The sequence below is a fragment of the Amycolatopsis sp. NPDC006131 genome, from assembly GCF_040614175.1.
GTDB lineage: Bacteria > Actinomycetota > Actinomycetes > Mycobacteriales > Pseudonocardiaceae > Amycolatopsis_E > Amycolatopsis_E tucumanensis.
Map to the genome: position 1 here is coordinate 30,628 of NZ_JBEXTX010000014.1, position 18,750 is coordinate 49,377.

The 18,750-nt window shown below is 72.8% G+C and carries 19 protein-coding genes; 7 read left to right on the forward strand and 12 right to left on the reverse strand.

The features are described from left to right. Positions 1-16: 16 nt before the first annotated feature. Positions 17-1,018 carry a Gfo/Idh/MocA family oxidoreductase gene (locus ABZ215_RS10560; protein WP_354949298.1) on the reverse strand — a complete coding sequence of 334 codons (1,002 nt, stop codon included), beginning with the start codon at positions 1,016-1,018 and terminating at the stop codon, positions 17-19. 60 nt (positions 1,019-1,078) lie between these two features. Between ABZ215_RS10560 and corA the strand changes: the two genes are divergently transcribed. Next, a complete protein-coding gene (gene corA, locus ABZ215_RS10565) occupies positions 1,079-2,050 on the forward strand; it encodes a magnesium/cobalt transporter CorA (RefSeq protein ID WP_237335698.1) in 972 nt (323 codons plus the stop codon). Positions 2,051-2,054: 4 nt separating this feature from the next. Here the strand turns inward: corA and ABZ215_RS10570 are convergent, their stop codons facing one another. Next, entirely contained in the window at positions 2,055-2,423 is a 369-nt protein-coding gene (locus ABZ215_RS10570) for an STAS domain-containing protein (RefSeq protein ID WP_237335699.1), read from the reverse strand. Between the two features lie 46 nt (positions 2,424-2,469). Further along, positions 2,470-3,018 carry a L,D-transpeptidase gene (locus ABZ215_RS10575; RefSeq protein WP_157358877.1) on the reverse strand — a complete coding sequence of 183 codons (549 nt, stop codon included), beginning with the start codon at positions 3,016-3,018 and terminating at the stop codon, positions 2,470-2,472. Between the two features lie 113 nt (positions 3,019-3,131). Here ABZ215_RS10575 and ABZ215_RS10580 point away from each other — a divergent pair, with 113 nt between their 5' ends. After that, a complete protein-coding gene (locus ABZ215_RS10580; protein WP_354949300.1) occupies positions 3,132-3,899 on the forward strand; it encodes an AAC(3) family N-acetyltransferase in 768 nt (255 codons plus the stop codon). Positions 3,900-3,923: 24 nt separating this feature from the next. After that, entirely contained in the window at positions 3,924-4,382 is a 459-nt protein-coding gene (locus tag ABZ215_RS10585; protein ID WP_354949302.1) for a carboxymuconolactone decarboxylase family protein, read from the forward strand. Between the two features lie 34 nt (positions 4,383-4,416). Here ABZ215_RS10585 and ABZ215_RS10590 read toward each other — a convergent pair whose 3' ends face one another. The 3 genes from ABZ215_RS10590 to ABZ215_RS10600 form a co-directional block, all read right to left on the reverse strand. Then, positions 4,417-4,605 (reverse strand): hypothetical protein, encoded by a 189-nt coding sequence (locus ABZ215_RS10590; RefSeq protein WP_354949304.1) that lies wholly within the window; start codon positions 4,603-4,605, stop codon positions 4,417-4,419. 64 nt (positions 4,606-4,669) lie between these two features. Next, positions 4,670-5,299 carry an SRPBCC family protein gene (locus ABZ215_RS10595; RefSeq protein ID WP_354949306.1) on the reverse strand — a complete coding sequence of 210 codons (630 nt, stop codon included), beginning with the start codon at positions 5,297-5,299 and terminating at the stop codon, positions 4,670-4,672. After that, positions 5,259-5,642 (reverse strand): metalloregulator ArsR/SmtB family transcription factor, encoded by a 384-nt coding sequence (locus ABZ215_RS10600; RefSeq protein WP_354714306.1) that lies wholly within the window; start codon positions 5,640-5,642, stop codon positions 5,259-5,261. Before ABZ215_RS10600 ends, ABZ215_RS10595 begins: the two co-directional genes overlap by 41 nt. 113 nt (positions 5,643-5,755) lie before the next feature. Here ABZ215_RS10600 and ABZ215_RS10605 point away from each other — a divergent pair, with 113 nt between their 5' ends. Both ABZ215_RS10605 and ABZ215_RS10610 read left to right on the forward strand, forming a co-directional pair. Continuing rightward, positions 5,756-6,673: a superoxide dismutase gene (locus tag ABZ215_RS10605; RefSeq protein ID WP_354949308.1), complete on the forward strand. Its 918-nt coding sequence runs from the start codon at positions 5,756-5,758 to the stop codon at positions 6,671-6,673. A 94-nt stretch (positions 6,674-6,767) separates the two neighbouring features. Further along, on the forward strand, positions 6,768-8,558 hold the full coding sequence (locus ABZ215_RS10610) for a protein kinase (protein ID WP_354949310.1): 1,791 nt from the start codon (positions 6,768-6,770) through the stop codon (positions 8,556-8,558). Here the strand turns inward: ABZ215_RS10610 and ABZ215_RS10615 are convergent, their stop codons facing one another. The 4 genes from ABZ215_RS10615 to ABZ215_RS10630 are packed head-to-tail and all read right to left on the reverse strand — an operon-like array spanning position 8,559 to position 12,835. Next, the gene (locus ABZ215_RS10615) at positions 8,559-9,440 is read right to left on the reverse strand and encodes a carbohydrate ABC transporter permease (RefSeq protein ID WP_354949312.1); all 882 of its coding nucleotides are present in this window, start codon (positions 9,438-9,440) and stop codon (positions 8,559-8,561) included. Continuing rightward, positions 9,437-10,375, reverse strand: coding sequence for a sugar ABC transporter permease (locus tag ABZ215_RS10620; RefSeq protein ID WP_020418584.1), 939 nt, complete (start codon positions 10,373-10,375; stop codon positions 9,437-9,439). Before ABZ215_RS10620 ends, ABZ215_RS10615 begins: the two co-directional genes overlap by 4 nt. Before the next feature lies 1 nt (position 10,376). Beyond that, positions 10,377-11,414, reverse strand: a complete 1,038-nt coding sequence (locus ABZ215_RS10625) for an ABC transporter ATP-binding protein (protein WP_354714410.1) — start codon at positions 11,412-11,414, stop codon at positions 10,377-10,379. 5 nt (positions 11,415-11,419) lie between these two features. After that, on the reverse strand, positions 11,420-12,835 hold the full coding sequence (locus tag ABZ215_RS10630; RefSeq protein ID WP_354714412.1) for an extracellular solute-binding protein: 1,416 nt from the start codon (positions 12,833-12,835) through the stop codon (positions 11,420-11,422). A 104-nt stretch (positions 12,836-12,939) separates the two neighbouring features. On the opposite strand from ABZ215_RS10630, the gene ABZ215_RS10635 reads away from it, so the two are divergent. Continuing rightward, positions 12,940-14,106: a metallophosphoesterase gene (locus ABZ215_RS10635; RefSeq protein WP_354949314.1), complete on the forward strand. Its 1,167-nt coding sequence runs from the start codon at positions 12,940-12,942 to the stop codon at positions 14,104-14,106. Here ABZ215_RS10635 and ABZ215_RS10640 read toward each other — a convergent pair. After that, entirely contained in the window at positions 14,103-15,548 is a 1,446-nt protein-coding gene (locus tag ABZ215_RS10640; RefSeq protein WP_354949316.1) for an Nramp family divalent metal transporter, read from the reverse strand. The two genes, ABZ215_RS10635 and ABZ215_RS10640, sit on opposite strands and share 4 nt — an antisense overlap. Positions 15,549-15,784: 236 nt before the next feature. Between ABZ215_RS10640 and ABZ215_RS10645 the strand changes: the two genes are divergently transcribed. Continuing rightward, complete coding sequence (locus ABZ215_RS10645) at positions 15,785-17,335, forward strand: DUF2235 domain-containing protein (RefSeq protein ID WP_354949318.1); 1,551 nt, start codon at positions 15,785-15,787, stop codon at positions 17,333-17,335. Positions 17,336-17,452: 117 nt separating this feature from the next. Here ABZ215_RS10645 and ABZ215_RS10650 read toward each other — a convergent pair whose 3' ends face one another. Then, positions 17,453-18,709: a cytochrome P450 gene (locus ABZ215_RS10650; RefSeq protein WP_354949320.1), complete on the reverse strand. Its 1,257-nt coding sequence runs from the start codon at positions 18,707-18,709 to the stop codon at positions 17,453-17,455. Positions 18,710-18,750 lie beyond the last annotated feature (41 nt).

The window sequence follows — 18,750 nt, forward strand, 5'->3', positions numbered from 1 at the left end:
GACCCGACGTTACCGGTCAGGCGCCCGGCACCGGTTCCACACGTGAGCGGGGACGCACCGGGAAGCCGGCGGCGCGGTAGCACTCGTCGATCAACGTCATCGTGGCGACGGCGTCGGCGAGGTCGTTGCGCAGCGGCGCGCCGTCGCGGACGTGCGCCGCGAAGGCCTCCAGCTGGTAGGAGTACGACGGGCGGCGGCCCAGGTGCTCGACCCGGTCGCCGACCAGGACCCGGTCGTCGGTGTCCGGGCGCACGAAGTTCACCGCGGTCGCCTCGCCACGCGTGCCGGTCAGCCGCAGGCGGAAGCGGACCTCCGCGGCGGCCATGTCGCACCGCACGATGCCGGTCGCGCCGCCGGGGAACGCCAGCCGTGCGTCCACCGCCTGGTCCACCCCGGGCCGCCGCGCCGTCCCGGTCGCCGACTCCAGCACCGGTTCGCCGCCCGCCCACGGCGCGAGACCGCGCAGCGCGTGCAAGCCGTAGCAGCCCACGTCCATCAGCGCCCCGCCCGCCAGCTCGAACGACCACCGGGGATCGCTGTCGGCGGGCGCGGGGATGAGCAGTTCGGCCTCGGCGGCGCGGAGTTCGCCCAGTTCGCCGGAGGCCAGGAGTTCGTGCAGCCGCAGCAGGACCGGGTGGTAGAGGTAGTGGAAGGCCTCCATGACCCGCACCCCGGCCGCCTCCGCCGCGGCGGCCACCTCGCGGGCCTCCTCGGCGTTGGCGGCGAACGGTTTCTCGCTCAGCACGTGCTTCCCGGCGCGCACCGCCGCGAGGTTCCACGGCCCGTGCAGCCCGTTCGGCAGCGGGTTGTACACCACGTCGATCTCGTCGTCGGCGAGCAGCTCGGCGTAGCCGGCGGCGACCCGTTCCACCCCGTGCTCGGCGGCGAACGCCTCGGCGCGGCCGCGGTCCCGCGCGGCGACGGCGACCAGCCGGTGCCCGGTCTCGCGGGCAGGCGCGGCGATGGCGGTCCCGGCGATGCGGGCCGCGCCCAGAATGCCGATGCGAAGTGGTTCCACCGGGAAAGCCCCCAGATCGGTTGCTGCGCGGACGTCCGCCGCACAGCCTAGCGTTGGGGCATGGCTCGCACCCGCGTATACCGCCACGGAGTTCTCGAAGCCGAGAACTTCCCGGCGGCCGAACTGTCCGACCACCTCCAGGACCCGGCGGCGGTGGTGTGGCTCGACTTCGTCAAGCCCACCGAAGCCGACCTCGCCACGATCAGCGAGGAGCTCGGCCTGCACCGCCTCGCCGTCGAGGACGCCGTGCACGAGCACCAGCGGCCCAAGCTCGACCGGTACGAGACTCACGCGTTCCTCACCGCCTACGCCGTGCGGCTGGACACCGCGACCGGCGTGCTGACCGACAGCGAGCTGGCGGCGTTCCTCACCGACCGCGCGCTGGTGACGGTCCGCAAGGACGAGCACTTCGACATCGAGGCGGTCGTGCAGCGCTGGGACGCCTCCGCCGACCTCGCCAAGGGCGGGACCGGTTTCCTCGTGCACGGCCTGCTCGACTACATCGTGGACACCCACTTCGACGCGGTGCAGGCGATGGACGACCAGATCGAGTCGCTCGAGGACGGGGTGTTCGCCGAGCACGTCGACCACACCGACATGCAGCGCCGGTCGCTGCGGCTGCGCAAGAGCCTGGTGTCGCTGCGCCGGGTCGTGCTGCCGATGCGCGAGGTGGTGAACTCGCTGATGCGCCGCGACCACCACCTCGTCGACGAGACGCTGATGCCCTACTTCCAGGACGTCTACGACCACGTGCTGCGCGCGTCGGAGTGGACGGAGTCGTTGCGGGACCTCGTCACCACGATCCGCGAGACACAGCTGAGCCTGCAGGGCAACCGGCTCAACCTGATCATGAAGAAGGTGACCAGCTGGGCGGCGATCATCGCGGTGCCGACGGCGATCACCGGCTTCTACGGGCAGAACGTGCCCTACCCGGGATTCGAGCGGCCGTGGGGGTTCTGGCTCTCCACCGCGGTGATCCTGGCGCTGTCCGGCGCGCTGTACGCGATGTTCAAGCGGCGCGACTGGCTGTGACGCCTCACGCCGGACGCAGCGCCTGCGCGAGGGTGGGGTAGAGGTCGAGCACGTCGGCGAGCCTGGTGAGGCGCAACGGTTTGACGGTGCCGCGCCCCTGCGCGACGAAGCGCACGTCGGCGTTCCCGGCGAGGTCCTGGATCTCCAGCAGCAGGTGCATCCCGGCCGAGCCGAGGAACGTCACGCCGGACAGGTCGACGACCAGCACCGCGGGCGCGCCGGTCAGCACGCCGCGCATGATCGCACGGAGCCGCGGCACGGTGGAGGCGTCGAGCTCGCCGGAGGTCTGCACGACGAGGGCGGCCTCCCGCTCCTGAACCGTGACGGCGAAGGGAGCGCCGGGGCCGGGCTGAGGGCTGCCGGGGGACTGCATCGCCTTCATGGTGACACGGCGGCACCGGGAAATCGATCCGGTCGTTTCAGAACACGGCGATCTCGGCGCCCACCGGCAGGGCGTCGTAGAAGAGGGCGGCGTCCCTGGCCGACAGGTGGACGCACCCGTGCGAGGGTGCGTCGAGGCTGCCCTCGTGCAGGGCGATCCCGCCGGGGGCGAAGAACACCGAGTGGTTCATCGGGTCGCCGAACTCGGCGCTGGTGTGCTCGGCGTCCTTCCACTCGACGCGGAAGACGCCGCGCGGGGTGGCGACGGAGTCCGGTGCGTCGGCGGCGCCGGGCATGATCGGGACGGGGCCGTGCGTGATCTCGCCGTCGTGCTGGAGCCAGCTCACGCGCCGCTCCTCGTCGACGCAGGCGCGCGCGGTGTCCGGGCAGAGTTCGGTGCGCGGGGCTGGCGCGGCGGCGCTGGACAGCGGCATCGGCGGCGGAACCGGGCGGGGCGCGGGCGCGGCGGCGGTTTCGGCCGGCGCGGCTTCCAGAACGGCCCACCCGGCGACGAGGGCGAGCGCGGCGAGGGTGGTCCAGCATGCCTGGCGCTGAAGACCGGAGGAAGTGGAGCGAAGCGGTGCCACGGCCGCACCCTAGCGGTGCTGAACCGGTCCGGTCGCCGGATTCCGGCGGGTTTCCACGACTTCGGGTGAATGATCCCCGGGGAAGGTTTGACGCGGCGAGAAGGGGTGGCGGCATGGGGCTCGATCTGGTGGCGGGCTGGCGCGAGCTCGGGCTGGCCGAGGGGACGGCGGTGATCGTGCACGCGTCGCTGTCCAGCCTGGGGCCGGTCCCCGGCGGCGCCCGCGCCGTGGTCGCGAGCCTGGTGGCGGCGGCCGGACAGGCGGGAACGGTGGCCGCTCCGGCGTTCACGCCGCGGATCGCCGACCCCGACCCGGACCACCGCGGGGCGCCGGACACCGCGATCCGCGCCCGGCGTGACGCGGTGCCGTTGTTCGACGCCGGGACGCCGTCGGAGATGGGGGCGGTCGCGGAGGCGGTGCGGCAGTGGCCCGGCGCGGTGCGCAGCCGGCATCCGCAGGCCTCGGTGGCGGCGATCGGCGCGCACGCACGGGAGGTCGTCGCCGCGCAGCCGCTGGGTTTCGCCCTCGGTGCGGGCTCGCCGTTTTCGAAGCTGTACGACCTGGACGTGTCGATCCTGCTGATCGGGGTGGGGCACGACCGCAACAGCTTCCTGCACCACGCGGAGACCCTGGCGCGGCACCGGCGGCTGAAGGTGCGCCGGTTCCCGCGGCTGGTCGACGGCGAGCGGATCTGGTGCGAAACGCTGGACGTGGCCAACGACAACGGCACGCTGTTCCCGGTGGTGGGGCGCGAGTTCGAGCGCGTGCACGGGGTGCGGGAGGCGGAGGTGGGCCGGGCGCGGTGCCGTCTCCTCGCGGCGCGGCCGCTGGTGGATTTCGCCGTGCGGCGGCTGGACGAGCTGCTGGGGCGGTCACACTGACCGGCGCCGATCCGTCAGGGAATCATGACCACACGGATGAAGAACCCGGCGTACGTGCTGCCGGAGGCGATGAAGGGCATCGGCGGGCTGATGAAGGCCATCGAGGCGAGCGGGCTGCCCGCGGGGGTGCGGGAGTTCGCCGGGCTGCGGGTCAGCCAGATCAACGGCTGCGCGGCGTGCGTGCACGGGCACGTCGAAGAGGCGCGGAAGGCGGGGGAGAGCGAGGAGCGCATCCACAACGTCGCGGCCTGGCGGGAGGCCCCGTTCTACAGCGACGCCGAGCGGGCCGCCCTGGCGCTGGCCGAAACCGCGACGCGCCTGGCGGACCGCACCGGCGACGGCGTGCCGGACCCCGTCTGGGACGACGCCGCCGACCACTTCGACGAGCGGGAGCTGTCCGGGCTGATCCTGACGATCGCGCTGACCAACCTGTTCAACCGGATCAACGTGACGATCAGGGAGCCGGCCGGAACGCGGTGGTGAGTCGTAGGGCCCGGCACCGGTGTCGGTGCCGGGCTCACCGGTCCTCACCCTCCGGCGGCTGGCGGCTGCCGCCGAAGACCGTGAAGTAGACGACCACCACGACGGGGATCGCGGTCAGCGCGACCCAGCTGACCGCGAAGTGCCCGGCGCGCAGGGAGGGGAGAGCGACGCCGAGGAACCCGAAGACCAGCACGAGCAGGACCAGGAGGAGCCAGCGCCGCATCCGTCCAGAATGCCACGTTCCGCCGGGCACGTCGGGTGCTGCGCCCGGGTGTCTTCTGGTGCCGCTACTGGGCTTCGCCGGTGAGGTCGGGTGCGAACTGGGCCATCGAGATCTGCGCGGCGCCCGCGATCTCCTCCCCGGTGGCCGTCCCGGAGTCCTCCACCACCGTGCTCCACTCGGTCACCGAACCGGCGCAGAACTCCTGCGCCTCGCGGGAACTCGCGGCCGCCACGGGGTCCTCGGGCGCCTCCCCGGCGAAGTACAGCGCCAGTGCCATCAGCGCGCCGTCCCAGCCGGGGCCCACGAACAGCGCTCCCGCGCCGCTCTGGGCGATCTCGATCGGCACCGTGTGCTCCAGCTCGAGCTCGGTGCTCTCGCCGTCGCCGGTCAGGCGCACCTCCACCACGCTGGTCGGCCCGCCGAAGGTCACTCTCAGCAGCCGGGGCGCGTCGCAGGTCAGGATTTCGCCGCCGGCGTTGCCCTCCAGCTGGAACGAGCCGCCCTCACGCAGGTCGCCGGTCAGCGGCATGAACCAGCGGCGCACCCGCGCCGGGTCGGTCACGGCGTCCCACACGTCCTCGACGGTGGCGTCGTAGCGGCGCCGCACCAGGACGGTGACCGTCTCGCCCCCGGTCGTCGTGCCGCGGCGGACCTCACGGTGGATCGCCTTCAGGTGGTTCGCGATGTCGAGCATGGTCCTTCTCCTGCCTGAGTCGTCGTTCCCGCTTGCCGCGGGCCAGTTCGGTGGCGAGCGCGTCGAGGGGCTGGTCCCAGATGTGGCGGAACCGCTCCAGCCACTCCCCGGCCTCCCGCAGCGGCTCGGAGTTCACCGCGTACAGCCGGCGCGTCCCGGCCACGCGCACAGTCGTGAAACCGCTTTCCCGCAGCACGCGCAGGTGCTGGGAGACGCCCGGCTGGGAGATGCCGAACTCCTCCCGGATGACCGCGGCGATCGCCCCCGACGCCTGTTCCCCGTCGGCCAGGAGCTCCAGGATCCGCCGGCGAACCGGGTCGCCCAGCACATCGAACGCGTGCACACGCCCAGTCTGTCAGTCGTGGCTTATATAAGTCAACACTTAAGATTGTCGGACCCCGGGGTACCGGACAAACTGGGCCGGAGACGGCACAGCACCACGGAGGAGGTCCGCGGATGAGACGCGTCTGCACACTGGTCCTGTCCCTGCTGGTGATCGGCGCCCTGTCGGTGGCGCCGGCGACGGCCCGGCCCGGGGCGTTCCCCGCCGAACTGGCCCTGCCCGCCGGGTTCCAGCCGGAGGGCATCGCGATCGGCGCCTGGCCGACCGCCTACTTCGGCTCCCGCGTGGACGGCCGCATCCAGCAGGTCGACCTCCGCACCGGCCGGGGGAGCCTCCTGTCGCCGGGGCCGGGCACGCCCTCGCTGGGCATCAAGGTCGACTCGCGGCACGCCCGGCTGTTCGTCGCGGGCGGCACGGGCGGCGACGCCCGCGTGATCGACGCCCGCACCGGCGCGGGCCTCGCGAGCTACCGGTTCCAGACCACCGACACGTTCGTCAACGACCTGGTGATCACCAAGGACGCCGTGTGGTTCACCGACTCCCGCCGCCCGGTGCTCTACAAGCTGCCGCTGGGCCGGAACGGCGAACTCCCCGCCGAAGCGGTCCACGTCCCGCTCACCGGGGACCTCGCGGTCGTGGCGGGCGAGACCAACCTCAACGGCATCGTCACCACACCCGACCGCAAGGCCCTGATCGCCGGGCAGTCCAACACGGGCCTGTTGTTCCGCATCGACCCGGCCACCGGTGTCACCACTCAGGTCGACGTGGCCGCCCTGCCGAACAACGACGGCCTGCTGCGCGAGGGCCGCACCCTGTACGCGGTGCAGAACCGCCTGAACCTGCTGGCCAAGCTGGAGCTGTCCGCCGACGGCACCAGCGCCCGCGTCGTCGAACAGCGGAGCGACCCGCGCTTCGACGTCCCGGCCACCGTCGCCGAGTGGGGCAAGCGCTTCTACCTCGTCAACGCCCGCTTCACCACCCCGCCGACGCCGGAGACCACCTACAACGCCGTGGCGGTCGAAAAGTTCTGACTCCCGGCGCGGGCGGGTGCTTCCCGGCAACGCGCCCGCCCGCGCCCCGCCGTGGCTACGATCGGCTGGTCCGCCGATCTTGCCCGGGAGCGCCATGTCCGCCGAGACGTTCGGCCCGTACCGCATCGAGGAACTGCTCGGCCGGGGCGGGATGGGCGAGGTGCACCGCGCCTACGACACGGCCCACGACCGCGTCGTCGCGCTGAAACGGCTCAGCGAACCGTTCGTCGCCGACGAGGCGTACCGCGCGCGGTTCCGCCGCGAGTCGCAGATCGTGGCGCGGCTGCGGGAGCCGCACGTCATCCCGATCCACGCGTTCGGCGAGATCGACGGCCGCCTCTACCTCGACATGCGGCTGGTGGAGGGCACCGACCTCAAGGAAATGCTGGCGGCGGGCCCGATGCCTCCCGCCCGCGCGCTGGCGCTGCTCGCCCAGGTGGCCGGCGCGCTCGACGCGGCGCACGCCGACGGGCTCGTGCACCGCGACGTCAAGCCGTCCAACATCCTGGTGACGCCGGCCGATTTCGTGTACCTGGTGGACTTCGGGATCGCCCGGAGCGCGGGACCGGACGCCACCGCGATCACGCAGTCCGGCGCCGTGATCGGCACGCTCGACTACATGGCGCCGGAGCGGTTCGGGGACGCGCCCGTCGACGGCCGGGTCGACGTGTACGCCCTGGCGTGCGTGCTGTTCGAGTGCCTCACCGGGCGGCGGCCGTTCCCCGCGGCCGAGCCGCTCGCCCAGGTGCGCGCCCACCTGCAGGACCCGCCGCCGCGTGCGTCCGCGCTCGCGAACCTGCCGCCCGCGCTGGACGACGTGCTGTTGCGTGGCATGGCGAAGGACCCGGCGGAGCGGTTCGCCACGGCCGGGCAGCTGATCGCCGCCGCCCGGCAGGCGCTCGCCGCGCCGGGCTGGGCCGCGCACCCGACGCCACCTGCCGGGGCGCTGCCCGCCGGGGCGCTGCCCGCCGGAGCGCTGCCCGCCGGGACACCGCCTGCCGGGACACCGCCTGCCGGGACAGCGCCCGTCGGTGCACTGCCTGCCAGGAAACCGCCCGCCGGCCGGCCGCCGCTGGGGACACCGCCCGGCGGCCGGCCGCCGCTGGGCACCCCGCCCGCCGGTACGACGCAGGCCGCGTGGAGCACTCCCGGCGCGCACCCGTCACCACGAGCGGGCGCATCCGTCCACACCGGACCCCCGCACCGCGCGGTGTGGATCACCGCGGTCGCGGCGGTCCTGGTGATCGCGGCCGTGGTCACCGTCGTGCTGCTCAACCGCGGCGGTGGCGGCCAGGCAGGCGCGGGCACCACCACGACCCAGCCCACAACCAGCCAACCCACCACCGAGCCCACGACATCGAGCAGCGAACCCACGACCGCGACCAGCACCGCCGCCGACCCGGAGACCGCCCTGCTCGCCGCGATCCCCACCGCCTACCGCGGCAACGCCAGCTGCCGCACCGGCGCCGAATACCGCCAGGAGGGCGCGCTCGCCACGGTGATGTGCACCGAGTCCAACACCTGGAACCCGCGCTGGGGCCCGCCCGCGGAGGCCTACTTCCACTCCTTCGCCGACCGCGCCGCGCAGGACGCCTTCTTCCAGCAGCTCGTCACCACGTTCCAGCTGCGCCGCGACGACGGGCACGGCGGCTGCGACCCGTTGAGCCGCTCGAACATCTACGGCCTCTACTACCGCGACACCGCCGGCCCGCTCGACGGTGAGTTCCTCACCTGCTTCACCACGCAGGGCGCCGGCCAGCTGTGGTGGGTCGACACGCGCACGCTGATCGTCGGCAACCTGTCCTCGCCGGACGCCGTCACCCCGGAGCAGCTGGAGCACCTCTACTACTGGTGGAACGAGCAGATCCTCGGCACGATGAGCTGATCACTCCTTGACCGCGCCCATGGTGAACCCGGCGACGAAGCGGTCCAGGAACCAGTTGAAGACGAACGCGATCGGCACCGCCACGAGCACCGTCGCGGCCTGCAGCGACTGCCAGAAGAACACGTCGCCCCGGATGAGCTGCGTCGGCACCCCGGTGCTCACCGGCATCTGGCCCGTCGGCGCGACGAACGCCAGCGCGTAGATGAACTCGCTCGCGGTCAGGGTGAACGCGAACACGATCACCGCGACGATGCCGGGGAACGCCAGCGGCACCACCGCGCGCAGGAACGCGCCCACCCGGCTGTACCCGTCGACCATCGCCTGTTCCTCGATGTCCTTCGGGATCGTCTTGAGGAACCCCATGAGCAACCAGGTCGACACCGGGATCGTGATGGTCGGGTAGACCAGCACCAGCGACCACGTCGAGTCCTGCAGCCCGACCGCCACCACCATCCGCGACAGCGCCAGGAACAACAGGCTCGGCGGCACCAGGTAGACGAGGAAGATCCCGATCGCCATCGGCCCGGACCACGGGCGGTCCAGCCGCGCCAGCGCGTACGCGGCGGGCAGCCCGAACGCGAGCGTGATCAGCACGACCAGCACCCCGACCAGCAGGGTGTTGACCACGAACGTGCCGAACGCGGTGTCGGTGAACAGGTAGGTGACGTGGTCGGGCGTCGGCGGCCGGTTGAACAGGAACGGGTTGTTCACCGGGTTGTACAGGTCCCGGTTCTGCTTGAACGCGGTGATCAGGCTCCACAGGAACGGCGCCGCGCAGATCAGGGCCGCCAGGATCGCCGCGACGTACAGCCCGATCCGCGCCGAGGTGTGCCGCCGCGCGTAGCGGCGCCGCTGCCGGGAAGCCTCCTCGATGGTGGTCATCGCACCTCGATCCGGCGCACCGCGCGCAGGATGAGCACGGCGGCGGCGAGCAGCAGCGGGAACAGGAACAACGCGATGACCGCGCCCTGGGCCACGTCACCGCCGTCGATGCCGCGGTAGAACGCCCAGCTCGCGAGCACCTGCGTGGCGTCGTTCGGCCCACCGCGGGTGAGCACCCGGACCACGGCCATGTCGGTGAACGTGAAGATCGCGCCGAACAACGCGGCGATCGCGGCCACCGGCAGCACCAGCGGCACGGTGATCTCGAACATCCGGCGCCAGTACCCGGCCCCGTCGACGCGGGCCGCCTCGTCGATGTCCTTCGGGATCGACATCAGCCCGGCCATCATGATCACCGCGGCCAGCGGCACCAGCCGCCACACGTGTACCGCGATCAGCGACCCCATCGCCAGGCCCGGCCGGCCGAGCCAGTACGCGTTCTCCGCCGGGCCGAGCGCGCCGAACTGCCGCAGCACCCAGTCGATCGGCGAGTAGATCGAGTCCAGCAGCCACAGCCACGAGATCGACGACAGCGCGACCGGCGTGGTCCACGGCAGCAGGACGAGGAACCGCACCACCCACTTGCCGCGGAAGTCGGCGACCAGGATGTTGGCCAGCACCTTGCCCAGCAGCACGATCAGCACCATCGACACGGCCGTGAACAGGAACGTGTTGCGCAGCGACCGCCAGAACACCGGGTCGTCCAGCACGGCCTCGAAGTTGCGCAGCCCGACCCAGTCGAACGACGGGTCGCCCGCGCTCACGTCGGAGAACGCGAACGCGATGGCGAGCACGAACGGCACGCCGATCAGCGCGACGATGTAGAGGATGCTGGGCACCAGGAACGCCCACGCCAGCACGCCGTCCCGGTCGGCCATCCGGCGGCGCGCGGTGGTCACCCCGGGCCGGGTGGCGGTGTCCGCGGTGGTCGCCATGTCAGCCGTCCAGCCGCACCGGGGCCGCCCGCTGCCCCGTCGCGGAGTCGAAGAACCGCAACCGCCGCGCGGGCACGGCGAAGGAGTGCGTCTCCCCGGGCGTGATGGGGGTGTCCACAGTGGCCGGCAGCCGGGCGACGACGCGGGTCCGCTCGCCGATCCGGGACACCGTGCCGTACACGTGCCGGTCGCCGGAGAGGTACTCCATCCGGTCCACCTCCAGCGGCACCGTGACCCGCTCGCCGCTGACCACCTCCGCGGGCAGCAGGTGCTCCGGGCGGAACCCGACGAGCCTGCCGTCGTGCGGGATGAGGTTCATCGGCGGCGACCCGATGAACGTCGCGACGAACGTGTCGGCCGGGTCGTCGTAGACCTCCACCGGCGGGCCCGCCTGGCACACCCGGCCCGCGTTGAGCACCGCGATCCGGTCGCCGAGGCCCATCGCCTCGGCCTGGTCGTGGGTCACGTAGATCGTGGTGGTGCCCAGGTCCTGCTGGAAGCGCTTCAGCTCGTCCCGGGCGCTGGCCCGCAGCTTGGCGTCCAGGTTGGACAGCGGCTCGTCGAGCAGGAACACCTGCGGGTCGCGCACCATCGCGCGGGCCAGCGCGACCCGCTGGCGCTCGCCGCCGGACAGCTGCCGCGGCTTGCGGTCCAGCAGCTGCTCGATGCCCAGCAGGCCGGCCGCCCAGCGCGCCTTGCGTTCCCGCTCCTCGCGGTCCATGCCGGCCGCGCGCAGCGGGAAGACGATGTTGGCGAGCACCGTCTTGTGCGGGTAGAGCGCGTAGCTCTGGAACACCATCGCGATCTGCCGCGCCCGCGGCGGCAGCCCGGTCACCACGTGCCCGCCGATCAGCACGTCCCCGCTGGTCGGCTGCTCCAGGCCGGCGATGGTGCGCAGCAGCGTCGTCTTGCCGCAGCCGGAGGGGCCGAGCAGCACCAGGTACTCGCCGGCCGCGGCGGCCAGGCTCACCCCGTCGATGGCGTGCACCCGCCCGCCGTCGAACTCCTTGACCAGTTCCCGGACCTCGACGACCGCCATGGCACTCAGCCGCCGACGAGCCCGGCCGCGCGCCACTTCGCGAAGATGGCGTTGACCTGGTTCTCGGCCTCGGCCACCGACTGCTGCGGCGTCATCTCGCCGCGTGCCGCCCTGGCGAACATGTTGGGCACGACGAACGTGCTGAACACCTCGCCGATCGCGGTGCTGGCGGGGCCGGGGTGCCCGATGTTGGCGCTCCACGGGATCGCGTCGGCCAGCAGCTTCAGCTTGTCCGGCGGTTTCGAGCCGAACGGGTCGGCGGCGAGCCAGCCGGGCAGCTCCGGCGTGAGGCCGGACCACGCGCAGAAGTCGTACAGCTTGGACGCGTAGGTGGCCGCCTTGAAGTTGGCGGTGTAGTGCAGCAGGAACTCCTTCGCCGCGTCGGCGCCGGTGGCGTGCTGCGGGACGATCCAGTTGTAGAGCACGTGCTGCGCGGCCAGCGCCGCCTGCGGCCCGCGCAGCGCCGGGACGAAGAAGGTGTCGTCGGCGACGTCCGGGTTGGAGGTCGCCGCGGTGCGCCACGCCGAGATCGAGTTGACGATGTAGGACAGCTTGCCCGCGACCAGGCCCTGGTTGTTGCTGGCCGCGTTCCAGGAGAACACCTCGGGCGTCATCGCCTGCTGGTAGAGCCGCGTCATGTACTCGATGGCCGCGATCGTCTCCGGCGAGTTGATCACCACGCGCTCGTTCTCGTCCTGCACCGAGGCGCCGTAGGACCACATCAGGGCCCGCAGCACCATGTTCGAGTCGATCTCCTGCGACATGCCCAGGCCGAGCGGGACGCCCTTGCTGCGCTTGATCTCCGCGGCCCCGGTGAGCAGCTCGTCCCAGGTGGACGGACCGTTCGGCATCCCGACCGGCTCCCACAGCGAGCGGCGGTAGTTGCCGGGGTCGGGCACCCAGCCGGGGGAGTAGGCGTAGAACTTCCCGGTCGCCGGGTTGCGGCTGGACTTCTCGCACAGCGGCAGCTGCTGGCCCCAGCGCCGGTTCGCCTCGGCGACCAGGTCCCTCATGTCCAGCACGCTCGGCTCGAACTGGGACAGCGTCGCGATGTACTGGATCAGGTCGTGCCCCTGACGGGCCTGGATCTCGGCCGCGATGCGGGTCGGGATCTGGGCCTGGTCGATGTGGTCGACCGTGACGTTGACGCCGACGCGGGAGCCCCAGTCGCGCGCGAACCGGTCGAACCACTCGTCGTGGCTGGGCACGAAGTGGCTCCACAGCAGGATCCGCAGATCGCCGGAGAGCCTCGCCGTGGGTTCGGTGAAGACCTCCTGCGGCGCCTGCCCCGGCGCGGTGCCCACACCGCCGGTGTCCTCCTCCGAGGCGCAGGCGCCGAGCGCCGCCGACCCCAGCGTGAGGGCTGCCGCCGCGCGCAGCACGTCCCGCCTGGTGTGCCGTGAACCGAAGAAGTCGTTCATTTGTCGACTCCTCCCCGTGGGGGTGGCTCGGGAAGCGTAGCCAGATAGTGTAGCGGTAATGTGATCCGGAACACACTCCGTGACCGATCTGGGATGCGAGCCGCGTGGTCGTGATCATCGCCGTGGTGCTCGTCGTCGGGCTGGCGGCGGTGGCCGCGTTCCACTGGTGGGCCTGGCGCCGCCTGGTCCGCGACGCGCTGCCGCGTGGCTCGGGGTGGCGGCGGGTCGCGACCGGGACGCTCGTGGCCGGGCCGGTGCTCATGGTGGCCGCGCCGCTGAGCGAGTTCGCCGACGCGCCGTACTGGCTGGTCCAGGTGGTGTCGTGGCCCGGGTTCGTCTGGATGGCGGTGTGCGTCTACCTGCTGCTGGCCCTGCTGGCCGGCGAGGTGGTGCGCCCGCTGCTGCGCCGCCGGCTCGCCCGCCGCGACACCGGGCCGGTGCCGGAGGAGACGGCGGTGACGCGGCGGGTGTTCGTGTCTCGCGTCGTTGGCGGCGCGACCGTCGCCGCGGTGGCGGGCACCGTCGGCTACGGCGTGCACAGCCTGTTCAGCGGGCCCCGCGTGCTGGACGTGACCGTGCCGCTGGCGAAACTGCCGCCCGGCGCGGACGGGTTCCGCATCGCGGTGGTCAGCGACATCCACGTCGGCCCGCTGCTGGGCCGTGGGTTCGCGCAGCACGTGGTGGACACGATCAACGCGACCGCGCCGGACCTGGTGGCCGTCGTGGGCGACCTGGTCGACGGCGACGTGGAGGACCTCGCGCCCGCGGTGGCGCCGCTGGCCGGGCTGCGCTCGCGGCACGGCACCTTCTTCGTGACCGGCAACCACGAGTACATCTCCGGCGCCGGGCAGTGGGTGGACCACGTGCGGAACCTCGGCATGCGGCTGCTGGCCAACGAGCGCGTCGAGCTGCCCGGGTTCGACCTGGCCGGCGTCAACGACGTGAGCGCAGACGAGGGCGAGGGCCCGGACTTCGCGAAGGCGCTCGGCGGCCGGGATCCCGCGCGGACCACGCTGTTGCTGGCGCACCAGCCGATCCTGATCGGTGAGGCGGTGGCGCACGGGGTGGACCTCCAGCTGTCCGGCCACACGCACGGCGGGCAGTTCTGGCCGGGGCACCTGGTGGTGTCCGGCATCCAGCACACCCTGGCCGGGCTGACCCGCCACGGCGGCACGCAGCTCTACGTCACCCGCGGCGCGGGGGCGTGGGGACCACCGGTGCGGGTCGGCGCCCCGCCCGACATCACGGTGGTCCGCCTGGCGTCGCGCTAGAACTTGACCAGGGCGCCTCCGGTGAACAGCTCGTACACGAAGTTGACGAAGAAGAACCCGAAGAACAGGAAGTTCAGCACCAGGATCACGTAGTGCCACGGCCGGGGCCGCGCCGCCTTCGGCAGCCGCGAGTTGAGGTACATCAACGCGAACGGGAAGATCAGCGCGCCCAGGTTCGACATGTTCGCCGAGGTCTGGACCAGGTCCGTAGGCAGCGCCAGGTGCATCGCGCCGGCGATCACCGCCAGCACGAGCAGCATGAACGGGAAGTAGAACCGGCGCGGGTCGCCCTCGATCAGGCGGCGGATGCGCGGGCTCGACGCGTGCGTGGCGTCGGTGAAGTTGCGCACCAGCGCTTCGAAGATGCCCAGCTGCGTGGAGAACAGGATCAGCACGCCGACGACGAGCATCAGGTAGAACATCCACGTCCCGTACTCGGCGCCGAGCTGCGTCGCGGTGAACGTCGGGACGTTCGCCGTCGTCGGCCGCTGCCCGCTGGTCGCCACGATGTGCGACATCAGCACCGTCGGCAGCAGCATGCCGATCATCGCGCCGACGAAGAACACCGCCCACTGGTCCACCAGCAGCAGCCGGTACCACCGCCGCCAGCGGCTCGTGTTCGCCGCGTCGTCGGGGAAGGTGACGCCGACGTGCCGGAGCTGGCTGCGTTCCCCGCGCAGGCCCGCGATGAACCCGACGCGGTAGCCCATGCCGTAACCCTTGTCGCGGTAGTGGTTCATCACGTACCAGTTCAGCCCGGACGCCAGCGCGGTGAACCCGGCCAGCCCGCCCAGCTGGGTCGCGGTGATGCCCTCCGGCGGTGCGGCGGGCGTGACGAGGCCGCGGATCCCGTCCCACCACACCGATCCCGGCACGATCGCCAGCGTCACGACCAGCAGGATGACGATGATCGCGCCGACCATCAGCCAGTTCGCGAGCTCCAGGCTGCGGGAGATCTTGCGCGCCAGCACCGTGATCAGGAAGACCACCAGCAGCAGCCCGATGCCGAGCAGGCGGACGTACTCCAGTTCGCCGGAGCGGTGCGGGCGGCCCGCGATGAGCGCGAACAGCCCCTGGCCGGCGCCGGCCGCCCAGCCGCCGAAGATGAACGCGAAGTACAGCACCAGCAAGGAGAACGGGATCCACAGCTTGGCCCCCGGCGGCACCCGCCCGAACCCGACGATCGGCACCTCGCCGGTGGCCACCACGTAGCGGGAGACCTCGACGTTGTAGAAGGTCTGCAACAGCGCGGAGACCGTGATGACCCAGCCGACCCCGACGAACCCGAACGTGCCCACCGCCTGCGGCCCCAGCAGCCACTCGCCGCTGCCGACGGAAATGCCCAGCGCGATCAGGCTCGGCCCGATCACGAACTGGACGACCTGCGCCGGCCCCAGCCGGCGGACCCGGAACACCTCCTCCGGCTCCGGCAGGTCGTCCACCGTGAGCGGGGGCCTGCTGACGCCGATATGGTGCTCACCGACCGCGGCCGGGGGTACCGGCCTTCCGGATGCGCCGACCATGACCACCTCCGAGCCCGATACGGACTTTCCGGGCAGTAAGCACCTCGGCGCGCGCCTGGTCAAGGGTCCGCGCGCAGATCGTGACCTTCGGCTCTAGGCGGCCTAGGCCGCGGTTGGCTATACCGCTGCGGAGGCCCTCGACGGGGAGGACGGTCATGTCCCGAAGGCTGATCGTGTGCTGCGACGGCACCTGGTGCGACCCCGAACTGGACGCGGTCACCAACGTGCGCCGCCTGCACAACGCGCTCGCCGCCGCCGACAGCAGCGGCCGCGAGCAGTTGTCGAGCTACCGGCGCGGGGTCGGCACGCGGGGCGGGCTGCTGAGCAGGCTCGCCGCGGGCGCGATCGGCGCCGGTCTGCCGAAGGACATCGTGTCCGCCTACCTGTGGCTGTGCACCACCTACCGCCCCGGCGACCAGATCGCGTTGTTCGGGTTCAGCCGCGGCGCCTTCACCGCCCGCAGCCTCGCCGGGCTGGTGAAGGAGTCGGGCCTGCTCGACCTGCGCGAGGTCGACTCGCGCACCAGCGGGCTGCTGGCCGCCCGCGCCTACCGGCACTACCGCACCCGCTCGCCCGGCGACACGTGGCGCGCCGGCCTGCGGTTCCACTTCGACCCGGAGCGGGCCGCGGACATCCCGATCGACTTCATCGGCGTGTGGGACACCGTGGGCGCGCTCGGCGTGCCCGGCTACTTCGCCGGGCTCAGCGAACTGACCCCGGGCTCGCGCTACCGGTTCCACGACGTCGAGCTGAACCCGCACATCCCGTACGCGCGGCACGCGCTGGCCCTGGACGAGTGGCGACGGCCCTTCACCCCGACGCGGTGGACGCCCAACGGCAGCACCGACATGGCGGAACGCTGGTTCCCCGGCAGCCACATGGACGTCGGCGGCGGGCACCGGGAGACCGGGCTGAGCGACATCTCGCTGCAGTGGATGACCGACGAGGCGGCCAAGTGCGCGGGCATCGCCTTCCACCCGCCCGCGCTGGCCCGCCTCGCGCCGGACCCGGCCGGCGTGCTGCACGACGACGACCGCGGCGTGTTCGGGGTCGCGCCGCCGCTGGTGGACCCGCTGCTGCAGCCGCTGCTGGAGGTCGGCCTGCACCACCGGCCGCGTGCGGTGCCCGCCGTCGTGCCCGGCGGCCCTGGCGGGGCGCTGGACCCGTCGGCGCTCGAACGGCAGCAGGCGCAGCCGATCACGGGCGGCCCGTACCGGCGGACGCGCATCCTGGGCAGCGGCCAGCAGGCGACGGTCGAGGTCGCGGCGGAGGAGCTGTGGACCGACACCGGGCTCTACCTGGAGCCCGGCCGGTACACCTTCGCCGCGGCGGGGCAGTGGTCGGACGGGGTGGACTGGTGCGGGCCGCGCGGGACCCCGCTGCTGCGGGGGCTGAGCCTGCGCCGGCTCGCGGGCACCGCGGTCGGCGAGGCGGTCGGGCTGTACCGGCTCGTGCGCGGCGCCCGCGGCGCGCACGCCCCGCTGGCGCCGCGCGAGGTGGACCTGCCGTGGCTGTTCCTCGTCGGCTACGTCGCCAACGACAGCGACCGCAGCGGAGCGGACCCGGAGCACGAACGGATCGCGATCGGCACGGGCACCGCCCACGAGGTCACCGAGCCCGGGTACTTCTACGCCTTCGCCAACGACGCGTGGGGCTTCTACGGCCGCAACTCCGGCGCGGTGCGCCTGACCGTGACGCGGCTGTAGCTTCTCGGTCCGAGCGGCGAGCCGGTCGCGGCGGGCGGCGCTGGGGGCCGCGGCTGAACTGGTTCACCCTGGGGCTGTCGAACCACCGCCCCCGGGCCGGCTGACGGTGACGCGGCTCTACGCGAGGACGGCTTCGATGCGGAAGTGGTCGAGCGCGTACGGCATCGGCGGCTCCGGGGGTAGCCGCGGGGTGCGGATGGTCAGGGTCCGCATCAACGCCGCCCGGAGCGCTTCGCGGCCGGTGAGCACAGCCAGGTCTGCTCCGGCGCAGCGTTGGGGGCCGCGGCTGAAGTGGTTCACCCCCGCCGGCGTGCCCTCCAGCCACCGCTCCGGCACGAAGGCGTCCGCGTCGGGCACGTGCGCCGGGTCGCGGTGGAAGAACGTGTTCACCACCAGGATCCGCGTCCCGGCAGGCAGGACCGTCCCGTCGTCCCACACCACCTCGGCGCGCGTCTCCCTGGACAGCATCGGCGTGGTCGGCCACAACCGCATCGTCTCCTGCAGGCACGCCGCCGCGTGGTCCGCCTCCGCCAGGGCTCGTTCGGCGTCCGCCGGGCGCTGGCCGAGCACCGCGAGCGCCCGCAGCGCGTTGGCCGCCAGCGTGTCGCCGAGCGCGAACAACCAGTGCGTCACCTGCGCGCACGGCTCGGTGTCCGGACCGGCCGGCGTGTCGGCGATCGCCGCGGCCAGACTGCCCGGCTCGGCCCGTTCCAGGTGGCCCTCGACGCTCGCGCGGAAGGCCGGCAGGCGCCGGGACGGCCGGCGCGGCAACCGGTTCGCCTCGGCCATCATCCCCTCCAGCGTCACCGACAGCGCGTCGTCGCCGGCGGCCTCGTCGCCCAGCACGATCCGGCGTGCGATCCGCTGGAACGCCCGGTTCCACGGCCGCCACCCGGTCCGCGCGGGCAGCCGGGCGATCTCCTCCGCCACGCACTCCGCCACGCGCGGCGCGAGGGCGGGCGCCGACGCGAGCACCGCGTCGGTGAACCGGCGCCGCTCCCGCCACGCCTCGCCCCGCGAAATCGTCACCGCGCCGGGCTGGAAGTGCGCCATGCCACGGCGTTTCGGATCCGGATCGCCCGCGTAGACGTCGACCGGCCCCTCGAGCACCCGGTCGGCGTCGCGCGGGTCGAGCAGCAGCACGGTCCCGCCGACGCGCACCGGCCGCGTGCTCCGGCTGGCCATCGCCGACAGCTGCCGCACCGCCGCGCCGTCCACCCCGGCGGCCGCCGCCGCCCGGACCACGGCGGGCCTGCGCGCGAACAGCCCCTGCGCCAGGTTCGGCGCCAGCACCAGCGCGCCGACCGCCAGCGCGTCGGGCAGGGCCGCGCGGGGAACTGCGGCGCGGGCGGGGACGGTGGTCGTGGACATCATTTCCACCTCCGGCGACGACAATTCCGCGGAGATTCGATTCC

Excerpts from the sequence above, each read along its gene's own strand:
- corA (WP_237335698.1), top strand. The coding sequence starts at position 1,079 with ATGGCTCGCACCCGCGTATACCGCCACGGAGTTCTCGAAGCCGAGAAC.
- ABZ215_RS10570 (WP_237335699.1), bottom strand. The coding sequence starts at position 2,423 with ATGCAGTCCCCCGGCAGCCCTCAGCCCGGCCCCGGCGCTCCCTTCGCC.
- ABZ215_RS10580 (WP_354949300.1), top strand. The coding sequence starts at position 3,132 with ATGGGGCTCGATCTGGTGGCGGGCTGGCGCGAGCTCGGGCTGGCCGAG.
- ABZ215_RS10585 (WP_354949302.1), top strand. The coding sequence starts at position 3,924 with ATGACCACACGGATGAAGAACCCGGCGTACGTGCTGCCGGAGGCGATG.
- ABZ215_RS10590 (WP_354949304.1), bottom strand. The coding sequence starts at position 4,605 with ATGCGGCGCTGGCTCCTCCTGGTCCTGCTCGTGCTGGTCTTCGGGTTC.
- ABZ215_RS10595 (WP_354949306.1), bottom strand. The coding sequence starts at position 5,299 with ATGCTCGACATCGCGAACCACCTGAAGGCGATCCACCGTGAGGTCCGC.
- ABZ215_RS10605 (WP_354949308.1), top strand. The coding sequence starts at position 5,756 with ATGAGACGCGTCTGCACACTGGTCCTGTCCCTGCTGGTGATCGGCGCC.
- ABZ215_RS10610 (WP_354949310.1), top strand. The coding sequence starts at position 6,768 with ATGTCCGCCGAGACGTTCGGCCCGTACCGCATCGAGGAACTGCTCGGC.
- ABZ215_RS10615 (WP_354949312.1), bottom strand. The coding sequence starts at position 9,440 with ATGACCACCATCGAGGAGGCTTCCCGGCAGCGGCGCCGCTACGCGCGG.
- ABZ215_RS10620 (WP_020418584.1), bottom strand. The coding sequence starts at position 10,375 with ATGGCGACCACCGCGGACACCGCCACCCGGCCCGGGGTGACCACCGCG.
- ABZ215_RS10625 (WP_354714410.1), bottom strand. The coding sequence starts at position 11,414 with ATGGCGGTCGTCGAGGTCCGGGAACTGGTCAAGGAGTTCGACGGCGGG.
- ABZ215_RS10630 (WP_354714412.1), bottom strand. The coding sequence starts at position 12,835 with ATGAACGACTTCTTCGGTTCACGGCACACCAGGCGGGACGTGCTGCGC.
- ABZ215_RS10645 (WP_354949318.1), top strand. The coding sequence starts at position 15,785 with ATGTCCCGAAGGCTGATCGTGTGCTGCGACGGCACCTGGTGCGACCCC.
- ABZ215_RS10650 (WP_354949320.1), bottom strand. The coding sequence starts at position 18,709 with ATGATGTCCACGACCACCGTCCCCGCCCGCGCCGCAGTTCCCCGCGCG.